Origin of the sequence: Streptomyces sp. 351MFTsu5.1 (assembly GCF_000383655.1) — a bacterium.
In the GTDB taxonomy this organism is placed as follows: Bacteria; Actinomycetota; Actinomycetes; order Streptomycetales; family Streptomycetaceae; genus Streptomyces; species Streptomyces griseorubiginosus.
The window spans coordinates 120,324-137,526 of record NZ_KB911792.1 but is presented as its reverse complement, the minus strand read 5'-3'; the positions used below and the strand labels follow the sequence as shown (position 1 = coordinate 137,526).

18 protein-coding genes and 2 pseudogenes are annotated in these 17,203 nt (G+C 68.2%); 15 read left to right on the top strand and 5 right to left on the bottom strand.

Annotated elements, in window-relative coordinates; translation table 11 throughout:
- Window positions 1-58: 58 nt before the first annotated feature.
- The 4 genes from H295_RS0132830 (at window position 59) to H295_RS0132815 (ending at window position 4,831) form a co-directional block, all read left to right on the top strand.
- On the top strand, window positions 59-1,438 hold the full coding sequence (locus tag H295_RS0132830; RefSeq protein WP_020139593.1) for a flavin monoamine oxidase family protein: 1,380 nt from the start codon (window positions 59-61) through the stop codon (window positions 1,436-1,438).
- A gap of 43 nt (window positions 1,439-1,481) precedes the next feature.
- Window positions 1,482-1,970, top strand: coding sequence for an SRPBCC family protein (locus H295_RS0132825; RefSeq protein ID WP_020139592.1), 489 nt, complete (start codon window positions 1,482-1,484; stop codon window positions 1,968-1,970).
- A 145-nt stretch (window positions 1,971-2,115) separates the two neighbouring features.
- The gene (locus tag H295_RS0132820) at window positions 2,116-2,703 is read left to right on the top strand and encodes a TetR/AcrR family transcriptional regulator (RefSeq protein ID WP_020139591.1); all 588 of its coding nucleotides are present in this window, start codon (window positions 2,116-2,118) and stop codon (window positions 2,701-2,703) included.
- A gap of 628 nt (window positions 2,704-3,331) precedes the next feature.
- Entirely contained in the window at window positions 3,332-4,831 is a 1,500-nt protein-coding gene (locus tag H295_RS0132815; RefSeq protein ID WP_020665702.1) for a hypothetical protein, read from the top strand.
- Between the two features lie 219 nt (window positions 4,832-5,050).
- On the opposite strand, the gene H295_RS0132810 is transcribed toward H295_RS0132815, so the two are convergent.
- Entirely contained in the window at window positions 5,051-5,737 is a 687-nt protein-coding gene (locus H295_RS0132810) for an alpha/beta fold hydrolase (RefSeq protein WP_020139590.1), read from the bottom strand.
- A 170-nt stretch (window positions 5,738-5,907) separates the two neighbouring features.
- Between H295_RS0132810 and H295_RS0132805 the strand changes: the two genes are divergently transcribed.
- Complete coding sequence (locus tag H295_RS0132805; protein ID WP_020139589.1) at window positions 5,908-6,879, top strand: helix-turn-helix transcriptional regulator; 972 nt, start codon at window positions 5,908-5,910, stop codon at window positions 6,877-6,879.
- 57 nt (window positions 6,880-6,936) lie between these two features.
- On the opposite strand, the gene H295_RS0132800 is transcribed toward H295_RS0132805, so the two are convergent.
- Both H295_RS0132800 and H295_RS0132795 read right to left on the bottom strand, forming a co-directional pair.
- On the bottom strand, window positions 6,937-7,398 hold the full coding sequence (locus H295_RS0132800) for a hypothetical protein (protein ID WP_020139588.1): 462 nt from the start codon (window positions 7,396-7,398) through the stop codon (window positions 6,937-6,939).
- Between the two features lie 96 nt (window positions 7,399-7,494).
- Window positions 7,495-8,349, bottom strand: a complete 855-nt coding sequence (locus tag H295_RS0132795; protein WP_234021724.1) for a LysR family transcriptional regulator — start codon at window positions 8,347-8,349, stop codon at window positions 7,495-7,497.
- Window positions 8,350-8,430: 81 nt separating this feature from the next.
- Here H295_RS0132795 and H295_RS0132790 point away from each other — a divergent pair, with 81 nt between their 5' ends.
- The 6 genes from H295_RS0132790 to H295_RS0132765 all read left to right on the top strand — a co-directional run bounded on the left by H295_RS0132790 (window position 8,431) and on the right by H295_RS0132765 (window position 12,680).
- Window positions 8,431-8,925, top strand: coding sequence for a cupin domain-containing protein (locus H295_RS0132790; protein ID WP_028809966.1), 495 nt, complete (start codon window positions 8,431-8,433; stop codon window positions 8,923-8,925).
- A gap of 85 nt (window positions 8,926-9,010) precedes the next feature.
- The gene (locus tag H295_RS0132785) at window positions 9,011-9,370 is read left to right on the top strand and encodes a DoxX family protein (RefSeq protein WP_020139585.1); all 360 of its coding nucleotides are present in this window, start codon (window positions 9,011-9,013) and stop codon (window positions 9,368-9,370) included.
- Window positions 9,371-9,682: 312 nt separating this feature from the next.
- Complete coding sequence (locus H295_RS0132780) at window positions 9,683-10,540, top strand: hypothetical protein (RefSeq protein WP_020139584.1); 858 nt, start codon at window positions 9,683-9,685, stop codon at window positions 10,538-10,540.
- A 699-nt stretch (window positions 10,541-11,239) separates the two neighbouring features.
- Window positions 11,240-11,425: a hypothetical protein gene (locus H295_RS43840; protein ID WP_020139583.1), complete on the top strand. Its 186-nt coding sequence runs from the start codon at window positions 11,240-11,242 to the stop codon at window positions 11,423-11,425.
- Window positions 11,426-11,493: 68 nt separating this feature from the next.
- Window positions 11,494-11,862 carry a hypothetical protein gene (locus H295_RS0132770; RefSeq protein ID WP_020139582.1) on the top strand — a complete coding sequence of 123 codons (369 nt, stop codon included), beginning with the start codon at window positions 11,494-11,496 and terminating at the stop codon, window positions 11,860-11,862.
- 188 nt (window positions 11,863-12,050) lie between these two features.
- On the top strand, window positions 12,051-12,680 hold the full coding sequence (locus H295_RS0132765) for a chloramphenicol phosphotransferase CPT family protein (protein ID WP_106960999.1): 630 nt from the start codon (window positions 12,051-12,053) through the stop codon (window positions 12,678-12,680).
- A gap of 285 nt (window positions 12,681-12,965) precedes the next feature.
- Here H295_RS0132765 and H295_RS45895 read toward each other — a convergent pair.
- Window positions 12,966-13,773: pseudogene (locus tag H295_RS45895) on the bottom strand (IS5 family transposase).
- Between the two features lie 62 nt (window positions 13,774-13,835).
- On the opposite strand from H295_RS45895, the gene H295_RS0132755 reads away from it, so the two are divergent.
- The 4 genes from H295_RS0132755 to H295_RS0132740 all read left to right on the top strand — a co-directional run bounded on the left by H295_RS0132755 (window position 13,836) and on the right by H295_RS0132740 (window position 16,834).
- A complete protein-coding gene (locus H295_RS0132755) occupies window positions 13,836-14,195 on the top strand; it encodes a hypothetical protein (protein WP_028809965.1) in 360 nt (119 codons plus the stop codon).
- A gap of 270 nt (window positions 14,196-14,465) precedes the next feature.
- On the top strand, window positions 14,466-15,275 hold the full coding sequence (locus H295_RS0132750; RefSeq protein ID WP_028809964.1) for an ABC transporter ATP-binding protein: 810 nt from the start codon (window positions 14,466-14,468) through the stop codon (window positions 15,273-15,275).
- Window positions 15,272-16,033 carry an ABC transporter permease gene (locus H295_RS0132745; RefSeq protein WP_020139576.1) on the top strand — a complete coding sequence of 254 codons (762 nt, stop codon included), beginning with the start codon at window positions 15,272-15,274 and terminating at the stop codon, window positions 16,031-16,033. Before H295_RS0132750 ends, H295_RS0132745 begins: the two co-directional genes overlap by 4 nt.
- A 15-nt stretch (window positions 16,034-16,048) precedes the next feature.
- Window positions 16,049-16,834, top strand: a complete 786-nt coding sequence (locus tag H295_RS0132740; protein ID WP_020139575.1) for a MerR family transcriptional regulator — start codon at window positions 16,049-16,051, stop codon at window positions 16,832-16,834.
- Window positions 16,835-17,107: 273 nt separating this feature from the next.
- Here H295_RS0132740 and H295_RS48135 read toward each other — a convergent pair.
- Window positions 17,108-17,194 (bottom strand): annotated as a pseudogene (locus H295_RS48135) (Lrp/AsnC family transcriptional regulator); the annotation flags it as partial.
- Window positions 17,195-17,203: the final 9 nt, after the last annotated feature.

Genomic DNA, 17,203 nt, shown 5'->3' with positions numbered 1-17,203 from the left:
CCCTGCGGAGGAGCGGCCCGCGGGCGTCCCCACGCCTGGACATCACCAAGGAGTGACGATGAACGACCACTGGAGCCATCGGACCGACGTCGTCGTGATCGGCGCAGGTCTCGCGGGACTGAGCGCGGCACGGGACCTGGTGGCGGCCGGCAAGTCGGTCGCCGTACTGGAGGCGCGTGACCGGGTGGGCGGGCGCCTGCTCAACCACGAGCTCGGCGACGGCCAGGTCACCGAGATCGGCGGCCAGTTCGTGGGGCCCACCCAGGACCGCATCCTGGCCCTGGCCAAGGACGTCGGCGTCGAGACCTACCGAGCCGAGGTCCCGGGCGAGAACGTCTATGTGCACCACGGCCGGGCCAGGCGCTTTTCCGGACACACTCCCCCGGACCTGCTCGCCCTTCCCGACATGGGTCTCGCGCTGGCCCGCATCGGCAAGGCGGCCGCCAGGATCGACCCGGCAGCGCCCTGGAAAGCGCCCAACGCACCGGAGCTCGACGGGATGACGTACGAGACGTGGCTGCGCAAGGCCGAGATCACCGGCGGGGCGGTCGACCTGGTCAACATCTTCCTCAACTCCGCCTACGGCGGCGAGGCGCGCGACGCGTCCGCGCTGTTCAGCCTCTGGTACGTGGCCACGTTCGGCGACGAGACGCACCCGGGCACCATGGAACGCGGCACGGGGACCACCGGGGGCGCCCAGGACAGCCGGTTCGTCGGGGGTTCACAGCGTGTCGCCCAGCGGCTGGCCGTCGAGCTCGACGGACGGGTCCACCTCTCGGCGCCGGTACGGCGCGTCACCCAGGACTCCACCGGCGTCACCGTCGTCTCGGACGCGGGTGAGTGGCACGCCGGGCAGGTCATCGTCGCCGTACCTCCGCTGCTGGCCTCACGGATCGTGTGGGATCCGCTCCTGCCGTCGCAGCAGGACCAGCTGTTCCAGCGGCTCCCGTTCGGCACGCTCATGAAGTGTGTGGCCGTCTACGACAAGCCGTTCTGGCGATCGGAAGGCCTGTCCGGCATGGGCCTGCTGCGCGACGGCTCACCGATCCGCGAGATGTTCGACAACACCCCGCCGGACGGCGGACCGGGCGTCCTCATGGGCTTCCTCGGCGGCAAGGAGTGGCGCAGGTGGGCCCACCGACCGGCCGGTGAACGCCGCGGCGCCGTGCTGCGCTGCTTCGCCCAGGTCGTCGGGGAGCGCGCATTCGAGACGGCCGACTACGTCGAGCAGGACTGGACGGCCGAGCAGTGGACCCAGGGCGGCCCCACCTCGGTCGCCGCTCCTGGCGTGCTCACCTCCTACGGCGCGTGGATGGGCCGCGCGTTCGGGCGGGTCCACTGGGCGGGCGCCGAGTTCTCCCCGTACTGGAACGGCTTCATGGACGGCGCGGTCCGCTCCGGCCAGGACGCCGCCGCCGAACTGCTGGGACAGAGCTGACCAACCACCAACGACCAACGACCTACAAGCGAGGACTGCCTCCGTGAACACGTACACCGTCACCGAAACAGCCGTCATCAACGCCCCCGTGGAACGAGTCTGGGAGGTCATCTCCCGCACCGACCGCTATGCGGAGTGGGTCGCCGGAGCGATCGAGGTCACCGAGCACCACGGGGTGGCCGCCCTCGGCAGGACCTATGCCGAACGCAACCGCACCGTCGGGCCACTGCGCACCAACTCGGTGTGGACGGTCAAGGAGATCGACCCGCCACGGCGCCGAGTCGACACCGGCACCGGTTTCGCACCCTTGCAGCAGGTGACCAGCATCTTCGAACTCCACCCGGCAGCCCGCCGGGACGGCGGCCCCGAGGCGACGGAGATGACCTACCAGGTGGAGTACGCCATCGGCCTCGGCCCGATCGGGATCCTCATCAACGCCATCCAGGAACCCGGCATGCGGGCCGGGATGCGGACCTCCATGGCCAATCTCGACCGGCTGATCCGGTCCGAGGACTCCTCGCTCGCCCGGTGAGCAGCGTTCTGCCCAGGCCGACGGCGACCCCCTTCACACCCTGGTCGGCGGCGGTCCTCTTCCGCCCGCCGTCGGCCTGTCCGCCTTACTGCACCGACCTTGTCGTGCGACCCGTTCGAAAGACTGAGTCGAATAGAGTGTCCTCATGGCTCACGTGACCGCGGCCGAACGCCGCCCCCAACTGATCAAAGCGGCGATCGACCTCATGACCAGGGAGGGCGTCGCCGCCGGCAGCACCAGGGCCATCTCCGCCGAGCTGGGTGTCGCCCAGGCGACCGTGCACTACACCTTCGGCACCAAGGAAGAGCTGTACCGGGCCGTCATGGAACAGCTCACCGAGGACCTGGTCTCCCAGGTCGAGCAGGCCGCGCCCACGCACGGCAACTTCGAGGAGTCCGTCCTCGCACTCGTCGAGGCTCTCTGGCGGACTGTGCTGGCCCAGCCGGAGTCGTACCAGCTGCTCACCGAGCTGACCATGTTCGCCCTGCGGACCCCTCACCTCAGCGAGGCCCTCGACAACCACTTCGCCGGCATCACGGCCGTGACCTCCAAGCTCATCGAGCAAGCCGCCGAACGTACCGGTCACCGTCTGCGGCAACCCACCGCGACCACCGCGCGGTTCTTCCTCGCCGCCTTCGACGGCATGAGCATGCAGCACCTGTCGATGCCCGACGAGAAGGCCGAACAGGCCTGCCTCAAGGCGCTCGTGTCAGCCGTGGTGGCCATGGCCTGACGTCGGTACGGGCCTGACCGTGCTCCTCGCACCCCTGCGCACGGTCTTTCACGGCGTGCCACCCCACTCCGGTCCGGGCCCTGGCTCGCCGTAACCGTCGGCCGCGCCCCACAACCTGATCCGGCACCATGTCCCGCACCGGCACCTCCGTCCGCGCAAGCCCTCCCCGCGCTCCGCACCGCGGGCACAGCTGCTCTTTCCGGAGGCGGGCCGACGTATAGCGGAACCGGACGCGAGCGCGGGACGCACCGGGCCGGCCCAGGACCTCGGCAGGCCCGGTGCGCCCGTCCACGCGCATCGCTGGAGTCGCCCTGGGCACAGGCGCCGACAACCCAACCCCCTTGTCCCTGGCGCCAGTTGACCCACAGACGAATGTGCTCCACGTCACCCTGCCGTCAGTGCAGATGTGGCCCCCGCCGCGCCGTCGGCCTGGCATGCTCATGCACATCTACTGACAGGTAACAATCGTCAGCGCACTGTCACCACCACAGCTGCGCCGCTCGACCACGCCCACCCCCTCACGTAGTCGCTCTACGGAATGCCGCCAGGGCACCTACGCGGTGCCCTCACGTCATTCCGTCTCGCAGCACACCCCCCTGCCACCGCCACCGCCCCCGAGGACTCACGCGTGCACAGACGCAGAACGCATGCCCTGATTTCGGCTCTGTCGACCATCACCGTCGCAGCACTGCTGGCCACCGGCTGCTCCGCCCACTCCCCCGCCGCCACCGGCGCCGGTGCCGCCCCGAAGGCCGAAGCGTCAACGCCCGGCACCGGCGAGGATCGACTCGCTGTCGTCTCCGCCCCGACCGGCGACGTCGCCACCCCGACCGCCGTGGCCGCCGCGAACACGCCCGACAAGACCCGGGCCCGGAAGTCCGCGCTCAAGGTCGCGTCGTACGACAGGAAGAGCGGCCGGGCGGTCATCGCGGCACCGCCGTCCGGCTCGGGTGCGGCACCGTCGCCCACTTCGACGGCAACGACCGCCTCCCCGTCCGACGGCTCCGGCACTGTCCCGGACACGGGCTCGGGCTCGGGCTCGGGCGGAGCGAAGTCCAAGGCCGCTGTGGCCGTCGGCGACGTCATAGCCAGCGCCCCCGCCCCCGGCGCCCCCGACGGCGTGCTGGCCAAGGTGACAGACATCGTCGACACCTCGGCGGACGGCAGTGCGACCGTCCAGACGGAACCGGCCAAGCTCAACTCCGTCCTGGGCCAGAGCACAGCGGACGGGGCGGTCCCCGTGGACCCGTCCACCGTGAAGGTCGATCCGCTCGTCGAGGGCGTGAAGATCTCCTGGGCGAAGACCGGTGACCTCACCTTCGGGCCCGAGGGCGCGAAGCTCCCGCTGGGCAGCCTGCGCATCGACGTCGCAACCGCTGTGCAGAGCGCCGCAGGCGCCCCCGCATCGGCCGCCGCCTCGCTCAGGGGATTCGTTCAGCTGGCCCCCGAGGTCGCCTTCTCCTACGACGGATCCGGCGCCGCCGCGAGCTCCTCGCCCAGCGGCGCGTTCCTGGGGCTGACCGGCGCATGGACCTCCCAGTGGCAACTGAAGGGCCGCGCGGCCGGCACGACGAACGGCAAGCCGATCCGCATTCCCTTCGCCGAACTGCACGCCGATCCCGTGATCCAGGTCGGCCCGGTCCCGGTCGTCGTCAATCTCGATCTCGTCTGCTACTTCCGGGTGGACGCCGACGGCCGCGTCACGGTCGACGCCGAACAGGACCTCAAGGGCGACTTCCGCGTAGGCGGCAACTTCACGTGGGCCAAGGGCTGGAGCGGTGTCAGTGAATCCCACATGAGCGGTGAGCCCCTGAAGACGACGGTCACCGCGGTCGGTGATGTGAAAGCCGCCATGGGTGCCGAAGCGACGGTGGGCCTCTACGGCACAGTGGGCGTCACCGCCGACCTCGCCCCCTACCTCCGCGCCGCGAGCACCGCGACCGCCGACGGCTCGGCGGACGGCACCGGATCCGCCTACGGCTCCTGGGCCCTGTACGGCGGCGTCGACCTCACCGGCACGCTGAATCTGCAGCTCTCCATCTTCGGCACACCCGTCTTCCAGACGCGAATCCCTCTGGGCGCTCTGCACAAGGAGTGGTTGCTGACCAAGGGCGAGGTGAAAACGTAGAAACCCCGGCGCGGTCCGCTGCCGGTCCGTGGAGTGGCGCGGCCGGTACGCACGGGGTGGTCCTCTTCGGTCTCCCCGTGGGTGATCCCGTGGCGGCCGCACCCCGCGTCGTAGCTGATGCGTCAGCACCCGCCGCAGATCCTGTCGTTGCGCTCAACGAGCGCGGCGTAGCCCTCCCGGGCGGAGGCGTCCAAGGGCCGGACCTGGCAGGGCCCTGGCTCAGGCGTCCGCGGCCGCCGCGGCCAGCAGCCTGGCGAGTTCGGCCGGCTTGGTGAACATCGGCCAGTGGCCCGAGTCGATGTCGACGAAGTCCAGGTGCCGGGTACGGCTGATCTCGGGCGCGTCGCCGGCGTCGATCCATTCCCGGGCCTGGGCGGGGGTGAACTCGGGGCACACGAGCAGCATCGGGACGTCGAACCTCCGCTCGTCCTTCCACCGCACCGTCCCCTTGGCCACGCTCTCGGGCACGGGGATCGCGGCCGAGGCGATGCGGTTGCGCGTCTCCTCGTCGAGGTCGGCGCTGTCCGGCCCTTCGAACGGGCCCCAGCCGGGAAAGGGCGTCACGCCGTCCTTTGTCTCGAAGAAGTCGGCGTACGGCTGACCGTCGGTGGACGGAAAGCCTCCGATGAGGGCCACCTTGGCGACCCGCTCCGGCCGCGCATCGGCGGCAAGCCAGGCCAGGGTGCAGGCGGCGGAGTGCCCGACCACCATGGGCTTGTCCGTCGCCGCGTCCACGGCGGCGAGCACCGCCGCGACCTGGTCCTCCAGCGTGGCGGACCCGGATCCCTCACCCTGACCAGGAAGGGTGAGGGCCACGGGGCGGTGGCCGAGTTCCTCGAGCACGGGCACGACGTCGTCCCAGGCGGATCCGTCGAGCCACAGGCCGGCGATGAGCAGGATGTCCATGGATCAGTTCTCTTTCCCTTGGAGCCGTAAGGCTGGCTTCCCTTGAAACCGTGAGGTCGGTTTCCCGTGAAGCCGTGAAGCCGGTTTCCCGGGAGGCCGGTGCCCTCACGCTATGCCTGGTTCCGGACAATCTACTTCCGGTACATCCCGTGACCACTTAATCTGCTCGGGTGCCGACCGAGCTCAGTCCCACCGCGCGAGCCCTGCGCACCCTCGAGATCCTCCAGTCCCGTACCGCGGGAGTGACGGCCGACGAGATAGCCGCCTCGCTGGGTGTCACGGAGCGGGCCGCGCGCCGCTACATCGGCATCCTCCGCGAGGCGGGCATCCCCGTGCACTCGACCCGGGGCCCGTGGGGCGGCTACCGACTGGGGCGCGGTGCGCGGCTACCACCAGTCGTCTTCACCGAGCCCGAGGCCCTGGGCCTGGTCATGGCGGTCCTCGACGGACAGCCGGCGGCCGCCGACCCCGACGCCGACGACCTCGTCGGCACCGCCCTGGGCAAGGTCATCCGGGCGCTGCCCGAGAAGGTCGGCCGGCAGGCGGCCGCCCTGCGCGTGCACGCGTCGGCCGCGCCCGACCGTTACGCGTCCCGTCCGGATCCCGCCCTGACCAGCACCCTCGTCGCGGCGAGCGCGGTGCGACGCCGCGTGCTGCTCACGTACCGCAGCGAGTCCGGCAACGAATGGGAGGCCGAGGTGGATCCCTGGGCGGTCGTCGTCCGCTACGGCCGCTGGTATCTCCTGTGCCACGCACACCACGCGGACGCGATCCGCACCTACCGGATCGACCGGGTCCGCGCGGTCCGCGAGACCGCCCGCCGCTTCGAGATGCCCAACGGCCTCGACCCGGTGGCGGCGCTGGAGGAGAACCTCGGCCAGGGCTGGGCGTTTCCCACGCGGGTCGTGTTCGAGGCCCCGCTGGCCGAGGTACTGCCGTCGATCCGCCCGCCCATGGGACGCCTCGAACCGTCAGGAGACGGGTGCGTGCTCGTCGGCAGCACCAGGAACCCGACTATGTACGCGCAGGAATGGCTGGCACAGCTGCCACACGCCTTCCGCGTCGAGGGCGGACAGGAACTGCGCGCGGCAGTAAGGGCGCTCGCCACCCGCTTCACCAACGCCGTCACGGACAAGACCTGAACTTCCAACGCGAACAACCCACACCTGCCGGGCGCGTGGTCCTGCTGGCGTGACGGCCTATACCCGCTCCTCGTACACATCGATCTCACCGGGCACTCGAGCTAGCACCAGTTCGAGGTGCCCCTCCATGGCGGCGAACCACTCGTCAAGGTTCGTATCGGCGTCGTGGAAGAACCAGGAATCGAAGCTCCCCAGGGCATCCAGGACGGGTTCGCACTCGTAGCGGATTTCGCAGTGAACCTGCACGTAGTGCTCGTGCTCACCCTCGTCGTCAGTGATCTCGAACTGTCGAGTGAGATCCACAGTGAACTTCGGTCGCCCGCTGAAGGCGTACGTGCCGTACTGGAAGAGCAAGCCGTCCGAGTCGCGGGTGGGTGCGGTGGCAAAGCGCTGCCGCGCAAATCGCATGAACGCCGACCATGCAGCACGAGCGGTCAACTCGGTCTGCGTCGAGCGCTCGACCTCCAGCTCAGCACGCAGGACATCAAGGGCTTTCTCCATCCGTGGGCTGTCGTGCACGTCGGCGCTCCTCGGTCCGTGAATCAGCACCCTAGCCTCGGGCCGGATCACGTCCAGCCCTGACCACAGAGGCAGCTACCTCCCGACACGTAACGCTCAATCACTGCGGTACGCGGCTGTCGCGATGTCGATGAAGGATCGGATCAACGGGTTGGGGTCACCCTCGTTCCATACGGCCACCACTCGGCTCGGCGCCATGTCGGCCAGCGGTACGACGGCCAACTCGGCGGGCAGGTCGTGCCCGAGCGGAGCCATGCCGACTGTGCCGTTCCACAGCACGGCCTGCAGGCATTCCTGGACGGCGCGTACCACTGGACCTTCGCGCCGGATGCCGCCGTTCCAGTACGACTGCCAGATCGGGTCGGTTCCCTGCGGGAACTGAAACCAGCGGCGATCACTCAGGTCGGCCAGGTGCAGCCGGTCGCGGCAGGCCAGCGGATCATCGGCCCGCAGGACCACGCCGACCGGATCGGTCCGCAGGACACGCACTGTCAGTGCGGTCTCGTCGAACGGCGCTCGAGTCAGGGCCACATCGACCAGTCCGGTGCGTAGCCCACACGTCGGGTCGGTCAGATCGGTGTCGCGGATGCGGATGTCGATGCCGGGGTGGCGCCGGCGGTACGCAGCGGCCAGCCTGGTCATTCCCGGGTCGGTACCGTCCCCCAGGATGCCGACGGTCATGGTCGCGGCGCCGGCCGCCGCGCTGACGCGCCCACGGACGCGATCAGCATGGTCGAGGAGGGCCCTAGCCTCTTCGAGCAGCACGCTGCCCACCGCAGTGAGCCTGACGCCGGCAGACGACCGGGCGAACAGCAAGGCACCGACCTCGGCCTCCAACTGCTTGATCGCCCGGCTCAGCGGCGGCTGGCTCATGTGCAGTCGCGTGGCGGCCCGGCCGAAGTGCAACTCCTCGGCGACCGCCACGAAGTAACGCAGGATCCGCAACTCCACGCTGCAACAATACCGACGAGGTATCGGCCCTGCGAGATGGGTCTTGGACACCGACAGGGCCCCGGCGGTGCACTCGTCGACATGACCGAAGAAACCAAGACCGGCCCGGCGCAAGCCCACCCCTCCGTATCAGTGGTCGGCCCCCACGACGGCGAGACGATCGTCCTGGGCACCACGCGCATGCGCGTTCTGGAGGACGGCAGCCACACAGGTCATCGCCTCGCGATCGCCGAGTCCGTCCTCGCCCCGCACACCCAGGGACCACCGCAGCACCGCCATGCCCGCCACGACGAGGGCTTCTACATCATCTCCGGCACCGTGCGGTTCACCGTCGGCGACGAGGACCACGACGCCACCGCGGGCACGTTCGTGATGGTTCCGCCCGGCAGCCCGCACACCTTCGCCAACCTCACCGACCAACCCGCCGTCATGCTCAGTACGTTCACGCCCGACTTCTACGTGCAGTACTTCCGTGACCTCCAGGACGTGCTCGCCAGCGGCCGGCCGCTGACACCCCAGGCCAACATCGACACGATGAGCCGCTACGCGACCGAGTCCGCCACCGACCTCGCCTGACGACGGACCGGGCCCTCTCCAGGGCTCTTCCGGCAAGCGACGCCATCGACGGGTCCCCGGAAACCGGTGGCCCAGAACGGGAACAATGAACCTCTCCTATTGGATCGCGGCGGGACTTCTCGCCCTCTTCTACTTCTACGCGGGCGCGATGAAGGTGAGCCGCAGCCGCGATCAACTCCGCCCGATGATGGCCTGGGTCGACCGCATACCGTTGTCCGCCGTAAGGGCACTGGGAGCGGTCGAAATACTGGGCGCGACCGGACTGGTCCTGCCGCCGCTGACCGGCATCGCTCCCTCGCTGGCGATGGCCGCGGCCATCGGCTTCGTGCTCCTGCAGATCGGTGCGATCGCTGTCCACCTGACCGGCGAGGACCGCCGGATCACGCTCAACGTTGTCCTTCTGGCCACCGCAGCCGTGACCACATGGCTGGCCACCGGACTGTGACCGCGCACCGCTCCTCCATAGCCTTGGCGGGCGTACCTCTGCCCAGCGGTCCTTCCACGACGTCCGTGCCAGCACGCTCGCCACCTGCAGCTTGATGCCCCCCCAGCGGGAGGTGGCCCCGGTAGTACTGCGAGGCCGAATAGGTTTGTCACGAGGTTGGACGTCAAGGATGATCAGCTCATGACGACCAGAAAGGGCCATGCCGTCTAGGCATCCCGCGCACCCCGCTCCCCTCTCCTCCGCTCGCGCGCCACCGACCGCCGCTCACCGCAGCGCCCGATGGCCGTGACCGCCCACCAGGAGAGCCCGCCCATGCAGAAGACCGCCCTCGTTCCCTACGCCCACCTCCCCCGATCGCACCACGACCGCCACGTTCTGACCAGTACCGTCGACGTCTTCGGCGCCGCCCACTGGCTGCTTACCGAACGCCCTCCGCAGCGCGGCGGCGACGTGCTGCCCTTCGCCGCCCTGGTCGTCTCCGTCCACCCGGGCGGCGACGTCGAACTCACCGAACTGAGTGCCGTGCGGGCCCGCTGGCCGCACCTGGACCGCCTGCCAGATGGCAGGTTCGTCGTCGCCGCGTCGCGCGCTCGCCGGTACGAGGACGCGGACCAGGTCCAGGTCTTCGACGCACTGGGCCGCGAGACCTCGTCCTTCTCCGTCGGGGACGCCATCGAGCACCTGCTCGTGGACGAGACGAGCCACATCTGGGTCGGGCACTTCGACGAGAACCCGGCCGGGATCCGCCGCTGGAGCGCCACGGGCCGGCTCGCCTGGACGTCAGACGGCGCCCACATCCCCGGTCTCTTCGACTGCTACGCCCTGAACGTGTCGGGCACCGCCGCCTGGGCCTGCCCATACACGGATTTTCCGCTCGTCGAGATACGCCCCGACCGGCCTGTAACGGTGTGGGCGAACCGCGTGCGGGGCGCCAAAGCGGTGGCCGTCCACGGCGATCGGGTCGCCTTCTACGGCGGCTACGGCGAAGAGCGGGACTGGCTTACCCACGGAGAACTCACCGAAGCTTTCGTCGAGCCAACGGACGTCGGGCTGCTCACCCTGCCCCATGGCCCTGCCCCCGGCCGTCGGCGCGTCGTCAGCCGAGGAAGCAGGATCTACGTCCAGGCCGAGCCGTTCACCGCGTGGGGTGTGTTCGACCTCAGCAGTTGATACCCAGCACGAGCCAAATTGTGCTCGGCGCCGCTGTCGGTGTGTTCGATGACTCGCCGCCCTTCCTGGACCGCCTGCACGGTCTAGAAGTTACGTGGAATCAGCCCGGGTGATCCTGTAACCCGGCTTCGTCCACGGCCCTGGGGGCGGCTCGGCTACAGACCTGGGAAGACCTCGCCCGCACCACGGACGGTGGACGCATACGCCCGGGGGCCGACCGAATACCTGGACCTGTGTGAGCGAGAAGGAGTCGATCCGCTGGCCGCAGACAGACTGCACGTCGCGTCGTTCGTCCGCGTCCTGACCACCCGGCCTCACAGGCGAGGGGCGAAAGTTGTCTTCACCGAATCGGGGGCAGGGTTGGCCCACGCGACGATCCAGCAGCGTCTGGTGCCCGTTCGTCTATTCTACGACTTCCTCGTGGAGGTAGGCCTGCGCGAGTCGCACCCTGTGGGCCGCGGCCGATACACGCCCGGTCGGCGCGGGGGCGGTGGTCCAGGCCGCCGCTGAGTCTGTGGACCTGGTTGAAGATGGTGTGGCATCTCGCTCTGGCGGCCGGTGTCGAGCGGTTCTCCACGCACACCACCGCCATCTGTGCCTTACCGATCTGGCCTGCATGGGCTAGGAGTTGCATGCCATCGCATCGTTCGCCGGGCACCGCCACACCGACGCGACCTTGCCGAGAAGCTGAAGTACGGCATGGACCACATCCACGCCTGGCGGATCCAGATGCTCGCCGCCGGGGATACACCAAAGGTCGCCGAGTCGCTGCTGGACCGGCTGATCAGCTCCAGCCACCAGGTCATCATGAACGGCGCCAGCCATCGGCCCAACAAGCGGCCCAAGGGCTCGACCGACAAGCCGGGCACACCCTCGAACGGTTGACGCGATGCCAGTCCGCCATTGTCACAGGCCTCCGCTAGTCTCACGGCGTCGAGATCAAGGAGGACCAGGTGCTTGAAGGCGTGCTGATCGCGGAAAGTCTGCAGCTCGGAACGGAATTGGCCGGAGCCCGGCTGCACATCACCAAGATCGCCAGAGTGGAGGTGAACAACGCGGCGGTCGAGCAGCCGCAGCAGTGGACTCTCCTGGACTTCACCGCCGAGGAGGCCGACGCCGAGCGTCTGGCCGAGCAGCTGGCTGCCTGCCTGGCCCCGACCGGGGGCTGGTATGTCAACTACAACACCACCACGCAGGCGTTCGTGATCTTCGCCGAGAAGATCTTCCGCTATCCGCGCAAGCAGGCAGAGGGCCGTCGGCAGGCACAGGACTACGCCCGCTCCATCGGTATCCCCGAGCCACAGCTGGACTGGCAGGACTGACCCGACGGGCCCCACCAGCGGGGCCGACCGCAGCTACGGCCGCCACCTGGGGAATTACGTCAACACGGGGGAGATGGGGAATCAGCTGAACGTCGACAGTAAACAATCTGCTGCTGTCCCAGTTCGGCTTGGTGAACGAGTACTCCCCATTGCTGCTGACACGGGCGCTTATGACGAGGGGGAAGATGATGGCGGCACCAAGAGGAAGTGAATCGCACGAGAGCGTGAACTCGGCGGGTGCTTCGCAGGTAGTCGGCGGACTGGTCATCTTTCTGAACGGCACGTCGAGTTCTGGGAAGTCGAGCATCGCCGAGGCGCTCCTCACCGCCTTGGACGACATGTACTTCCACATGCCGGTGGACATGCTTGATGCCATGCGGCCCCAGCGGGCCATCGCTTCGGAGGAATTACCCTCGCTGCTCAGGCGTGCATTGATGGGCTTCCACCGTGCGGTCGCCGGAATGGCCGCAGCAGGCAACAACATCGTGGTCGACCACGTCCTGAGCGAGCCGTGGCACCTGCTCGACTGCGTCTCGCTCTTTGCCCCCAAGGACGTGATTCTGGTCGGAGTGCACTGTCCTCTGCCCGAACTCCAACGGCGCGAGCAGGAGCGCGCAGACCGCACACCGGGGCTGGCCGCACGCCAGATCGCCCAGGTCCATGCCCACGGCCTTTACGACATCGAGTGCGACACGAGTACCGCCAGCCCGGCCGACTGTGCTCAACAGATCAAGAACTTCCTGTCGCACCGCTCGACGCCCACCGCCTTCGAGAGGCTCAAAACGAACCTCCCTGCCAAGCCGCCACCTTCCGCCTAACCCCCGGCCCGCCCGAACGCCTGGCTCCGGCGAGCACGAACAACAGGTGGGGAAGTACTCGCCTGCATCACATCCCCCGTAATCGCCGTCCTACGAGACGGTGCTGGGTCCGCTAGAAGTGACGTCTCATGAGGTTGGTTCCACGGCGTCTTCGAACGTGAGCTACTGCAGAAGGTTGTCGAGCGGTTCCGGCGGTTGATCGTAGACAGCCTCCTAGAGCGGCTCGCGGCGTGTCCACTCCTTCTGGTGCCACCCCGCGCTAGCTCTTGCCACTTACTGATCGTTTCAGAATGCGGTGCGCAGTCGCCTCAAACAGATGATTCTGCAGGCGAGTTGAAGGAGGCCCTGGTGGAGGTCGGCGCGTATCTCGTAGCGGATGCGGAGTCGTTGAACTGGTGGAGCCATGCGGAACTCCGCCTCTACCACTCAGCGGATCTTGCCCAAGCCGGAGCCGTGTAGGGCACTTCGGCGAGCGATCTTCGGAGTGATCCCTCGACCACGAAGGAGTCGCCGGTACATGTCGAAGTCGTAGCCGCGGTCGGCGAACAGCCACTTGGGCCGGTGTCGGGGACGCCCGCGGTGGCCGCCGATTCGGGGACCGCGTCGAGCAAGGGGATCAGTCGGGTGACATCGTGTCGATTTCCGCCGGTCAGCGATACCGCGAGCGGAGTACCGAGCTGGTCGACGATCAGGTGATGCTTACTGCCGGGACGGCCACAGTCGACCGACGACGGCCCAGTGTGAAGCCCCCTTTGAGACCGCGGACATGCGAGCCGTCAACGGCGCATTTGTCCATCTCCAGCAGGCCGGCGCCTCGGAGTTCGGCGAGCAGGGCGGCGTGCAGCCGGGGCCAGATGCCGGCTTCCGTCCAGTCCCGCAAGCGGCGCCAGGCTGTGACACCGGAGCAGCCCACCACCTGACGTGGCGCGTCGCGCCAGGCCACTCCGGTACGCAGCACGTTGAGGATGCCGGCCAGGACGATGCGGTCGGCTATCCGATGCCGTCCCGCATGCCGGTGCCGCCGCTCAGGGTGTCGCGGGAGTAATGGAGCCACGCGCGCCCACAAGTCATCCGGCACAAGATCGCCGTTCATGGCGGGAAGCGTGCCAGAAGAACGCAGTTGAGGTGATCCGTTCAGCCCTGCACACTCGTCCGGTGAGTCACAGCACACAGCCGGGCATGTGGGACGGGCCCTGGTACCGCGTCCACACGGAGCACTTCGAGGCAGCATTCCTGCCGAACGCCGGCGAGGGCCTGGAGACCGTGGACAACGTCGATGTCTTCGTGGACCTTGAGGACGGCTCGCGCTGGAGCGCGACCATAATCACCCTTGCCCAGGTCGAGGTCATCATGGCGAGATGGGCCGAAAGCGGGGAAGCCCTCGGAAGCCGCTACTTCTGGTGCTCAGACGGACTCATCGTCCGGGACGCCGGCATCAGCAAGATGACCGAGGTCCTGGTCGGTCTGACTGAGAACGGCGAGCTCACGCAAGTCCTTCACCGCCTCGATGACTGACCGCGGTTGCCTCGGCCGGGGCAACCGCATTCTGAAACGATCAGTTACTGAGCTGCCGCCCTCTTGAAACGGCAGATCTGGGACACACAGTGGCGTTGCTGGGTGGCCCGCACTGATCGACGGCGGCAGTAGGCCGCACCGATCGTGCCCGTGCATTGGGCGCCGTGATCGGGAGGCAGCTTGACCTTGACGCAGGGTCAACCCTTCATGCTTCCGGGCGGAGCTTCCTCGCAGTCGCTTGGAGCAACTCCATGAAGGAGGCAGATGACCATGACGGCCCAATCGATCGCCGGTCCGGTGATTCGCGTGCAAGGCTTGGAGAAGTCGTACGGGAAGCTCGAAGTCCTGCGCGGTGTGGACTTCGACGTGGTGCCGGGCAGCATCTTCGCCCTGCTCGGTTCCAACGGGGCGGGCAAGACCACGACCGTGAGGATCCTCGCCACGCTCCTGAAAGCCGACGCGGGGGCGGCGAGCGTCAATGGGTTCGACGTCGCCACGCAAGCGGCGAACGTGCGGGGGTCCATCAGTCTCACCGGGCAGTTCGCGGCCGTCGACGGGATCCTCAGCGGTCGGGAGAACCTGTCCCTGGTCGCCAGGCTGCGCCACCTCAAAGACCCTGGCGCGACTGCGGACGATCTGCTGAGGCGCTTCTCGTTGAGCGAGGCGGGCGCGCGGCGAGTGTCCACGTACTCGGGTGGGATGCGCCGCCGGCTGGATATCGCGATGAGCCTCATCGGAAACTCGCCGGTGATATTCCTGGACGAGCCGACGGCCGGACTCGACCCCGAGGCCCGTAACGAGGTGTGGGATGCGGTCAAGGAGCTCGCCGGCCACGGCACGACGGTGCTGCTCACCACGCAGTACCTGGAGGAGGCCGAGCAGCTCGCCGACCGGATCGCGATCCTCCACCAGGGCCGGATCATCGTGAACGGCACCCTCGCCGAGCTCAAGCAGCTCTTCCCGCCCGCCAAGGTCGAGTACGTCGAGAAGCAGCCGACGCTGGAGGAGATCTTCCTCGCGGTCATCGGCAGGGACGACAAGAGCAACGCCACCAGCACGACCCCCGGGGGACAACGATGACCGCGTACTTCTTCAGCGACACCGCCGCGCTCACGGGGCGGACTCTGCGCCACGTCACACGCAGCCTGGACACCATCATCACGACCGTCATCACGCCGGTCGCCATGATGCTGATGTTCGTCTACGTGTTCGGAGGCGCCATCGATACCGGGTCGGTCCCGTACGTGAACTACATGCTGCCCGGCATCCTGCTCATGACCATCGCATCGGGCATCTCCTACACCGCGTACCGGCTGTTCACCGACGTGAAGAGCGGGATCTTCGAGCGATCCCAGTCCATGCCGATCGCTCGGTCGGGTGTGCTGTGGGCCCACGTCGTCACCTCGCTGGTCGCCAACCTGATCGCGCTCGTGCTCGTCGTGGGCGTCGCTGTGCTCATGGGCTTCCGCTCCGGCGCAGGAGTGTCGGCATGGCTCGCGGTCGCCGGCATCCTCTTCTTGTTCACCCTGGCGTTGACCTGGCTCGCCGTGATCCCCGGGCTCTCCGCGTCCTCGGTCGAGGGAGCGGGCGCGTTCGCCTACCCGCTCATCTTCCTTCCGTTCGTCAGTTCGGCGTTCGTGCCCACCAAGACGATGCCCGGCCCGGTGCGCTGGTTCGCGGAACATCAGCCGGTGACGTCGATCGTCAACACGATCCGCAATCTGTTCGCCCAGCAGCCGGTCGGCGACACCATCTGGACCGCCCTCGCCTGGTGCGTCGGCATCCTCGTCCTGGCGTACGTCTTCGCGATGGCCGCCTATCGCCGGAAGATCGTCTGAGGCAGGCTGGGACCCATGCTCACCATCAGCCAGCTTGCGGCGTACGCCGGGGTGACAGTGCGGGCGGTACGCCACTATCACCGGATCGGGTTGCTGCCAGAACCCGAGCGCGACCGGTCCGGATACCGGACCTATGACGCTGTCGCGGTCGTGCGACTGATCCGGATCCGCACCCTGGCTGATGCAGGCGTGCCACTGGCGCGGGTGCAGGAACTCCTCGACGCCGACCCGGAGGAGTTCGCCGGCAGAGTACAGGAGATCGACAAGGCCCTGCGCGCCGAGATCCGGCGGCTGCAGGACACTCGCAGCCGACTGGCCAGGCTCGCCGCCGGAGAGCACCTGGCGCTCCCGCCGAGCGTGGTGGACTACCTCGAGCGGCTGCGCGGTCTCGGCGTTGAGGAGCGGTACATCGAGATGGAACGGGACGCCTGGATCATGATCGCCGCCCAGGTGCCGCACTCGATCGACTCCGTCATCGCCAAGAAGCACGAGGAGCTGAACGACCCCGACATGGTGAAGCTCTACAGCCTTCTCAGCGGGGCACTCGACTGGCCGGTCGACGATCCTCGGCTCGTCGAGGTCGCCGACATCATGGAGCGCTTGATGATTCGCGCCCTTGAGGCCGGCGAGGTCGGTGCCGACGACGGCATCGACGACCAGTTCGTCGACCTGCTGGACTCGACCATGGCCGAGTCCTCACCGCACGCCGCGCGGCTGTTGGCGATCCTGGAGAAGCGGGGCTGGAGCGGCTGGACCCGGATCAAGCGGGTACCGGCCGACAGACTCAACACCCCCAGGTGACGTCGCCCGGCTCATGCCGACCCCGGCCGTCATCCGCCGCGCCCAGCAAGACAGTTGACGCATTTGATTCCACAGGATCCGGGTCTGGCACGCCCTGTGGCTGCACCGGATCGACGCCAAGATCACCCGCCTGGAACTGCAAGCAGTCGAGCTGCGGGCGTCGCTGGACGAACGCGAGGCTGCACGGACTGCCAACCGGCACCTAACCCGATCGTGGAACCGACCAGACCGCCCTCGACGTGCACCACGACAGCCGTGGAGACTCCATGGACAGGCGTGAGGCCGTAGAAGGTCGCGCAGTCGGCGGTGGCAGGGCGAGACGCTGGGCCGTACGCGGGTGGCCGACTCGGTGATCGTCAGACGGCCGTC

Excerpts from the sequence above, each read along its gene's own strand:
- H295_RS0132750 (WP_028809964.1), top strand. The coding sequence starts at position 14,466 with ATGACGGCCCAATCGATCGCCGGTCCGGTGATTCGCGTGCAAGGCTTG.
- H295_RS0132740 (WP_020139575.1), top strand. The coding sequence starts at position 16,049 with ATGCTCACCATCAGCCAGCTTGCGGCGTACGCCGGGGTGACAGTGCGG.
- H295_RS0132810 (WP_020139590.1), bottom strand. The coding sequence starts at position 5,737 with ATGGACATCCTGCTCATCGCCGGCCTGTGGCTCGACGGATCCGCCTGG.
- H295_RS0132780 (WP_020139584.1), top strand. The coding sequence starts at position 9,683 with ATGCAGAAGACCGCCCTCGTTCCCTACGCCCACCTCCCCCGATCGCAC.
- H295_RS0132745 (WP_020139576.1), top strand. The coding sequence starts at position 15,272 with ATGACCGCGTACTTCTTCAGCGACACCGCCGCGCTCACGGGGCGGACT.
- H295_RS43840 (WP_020139583.1), top strand. The coding sequence starts at position 11,240 with ATGGACCACATCCACGCCTGGCGGATCCAGATGCTCGCCGCCGGGGAT.
- H295_RS0132790 (WP_028809966.1), top strand. The coding sequence starts at position 8,431 with ATGACCGAAGAAACCAAGACCGGCCCGGCGCAAGCCCACCCCTCCGTA.
- H295_RS0132765 (WP_106960999.1), top strand. The coding sequence starts at position 12,051 with ATGGCGGCACCAAGAGGAAGTGAATCGCACGAGAGCGTGAACTCGGCG.
- H295_RS0132820 (WP_020139591.1), top strand. The coding sequence starts at position 2,116 with ATGGCTCACGTGACCGCGGCCGAACGCCGCCCCCAACTGATCAAAGCG.
- H295_RS0132785 (WP_020139585.1), top strand. The coding sequence starts at position 9,011 with ATGAACCTCTCCTATTGGATCGCGGCGGGACTTCTCGCCCTCTTCTAC.
- H295_RS0132830 (WP_020139593.1), top strand. The coding sequence starts at position 59 with ATGAACGACCACTGGAGCCATCGGACCGACGTCGTCGTGATCGGCGCA.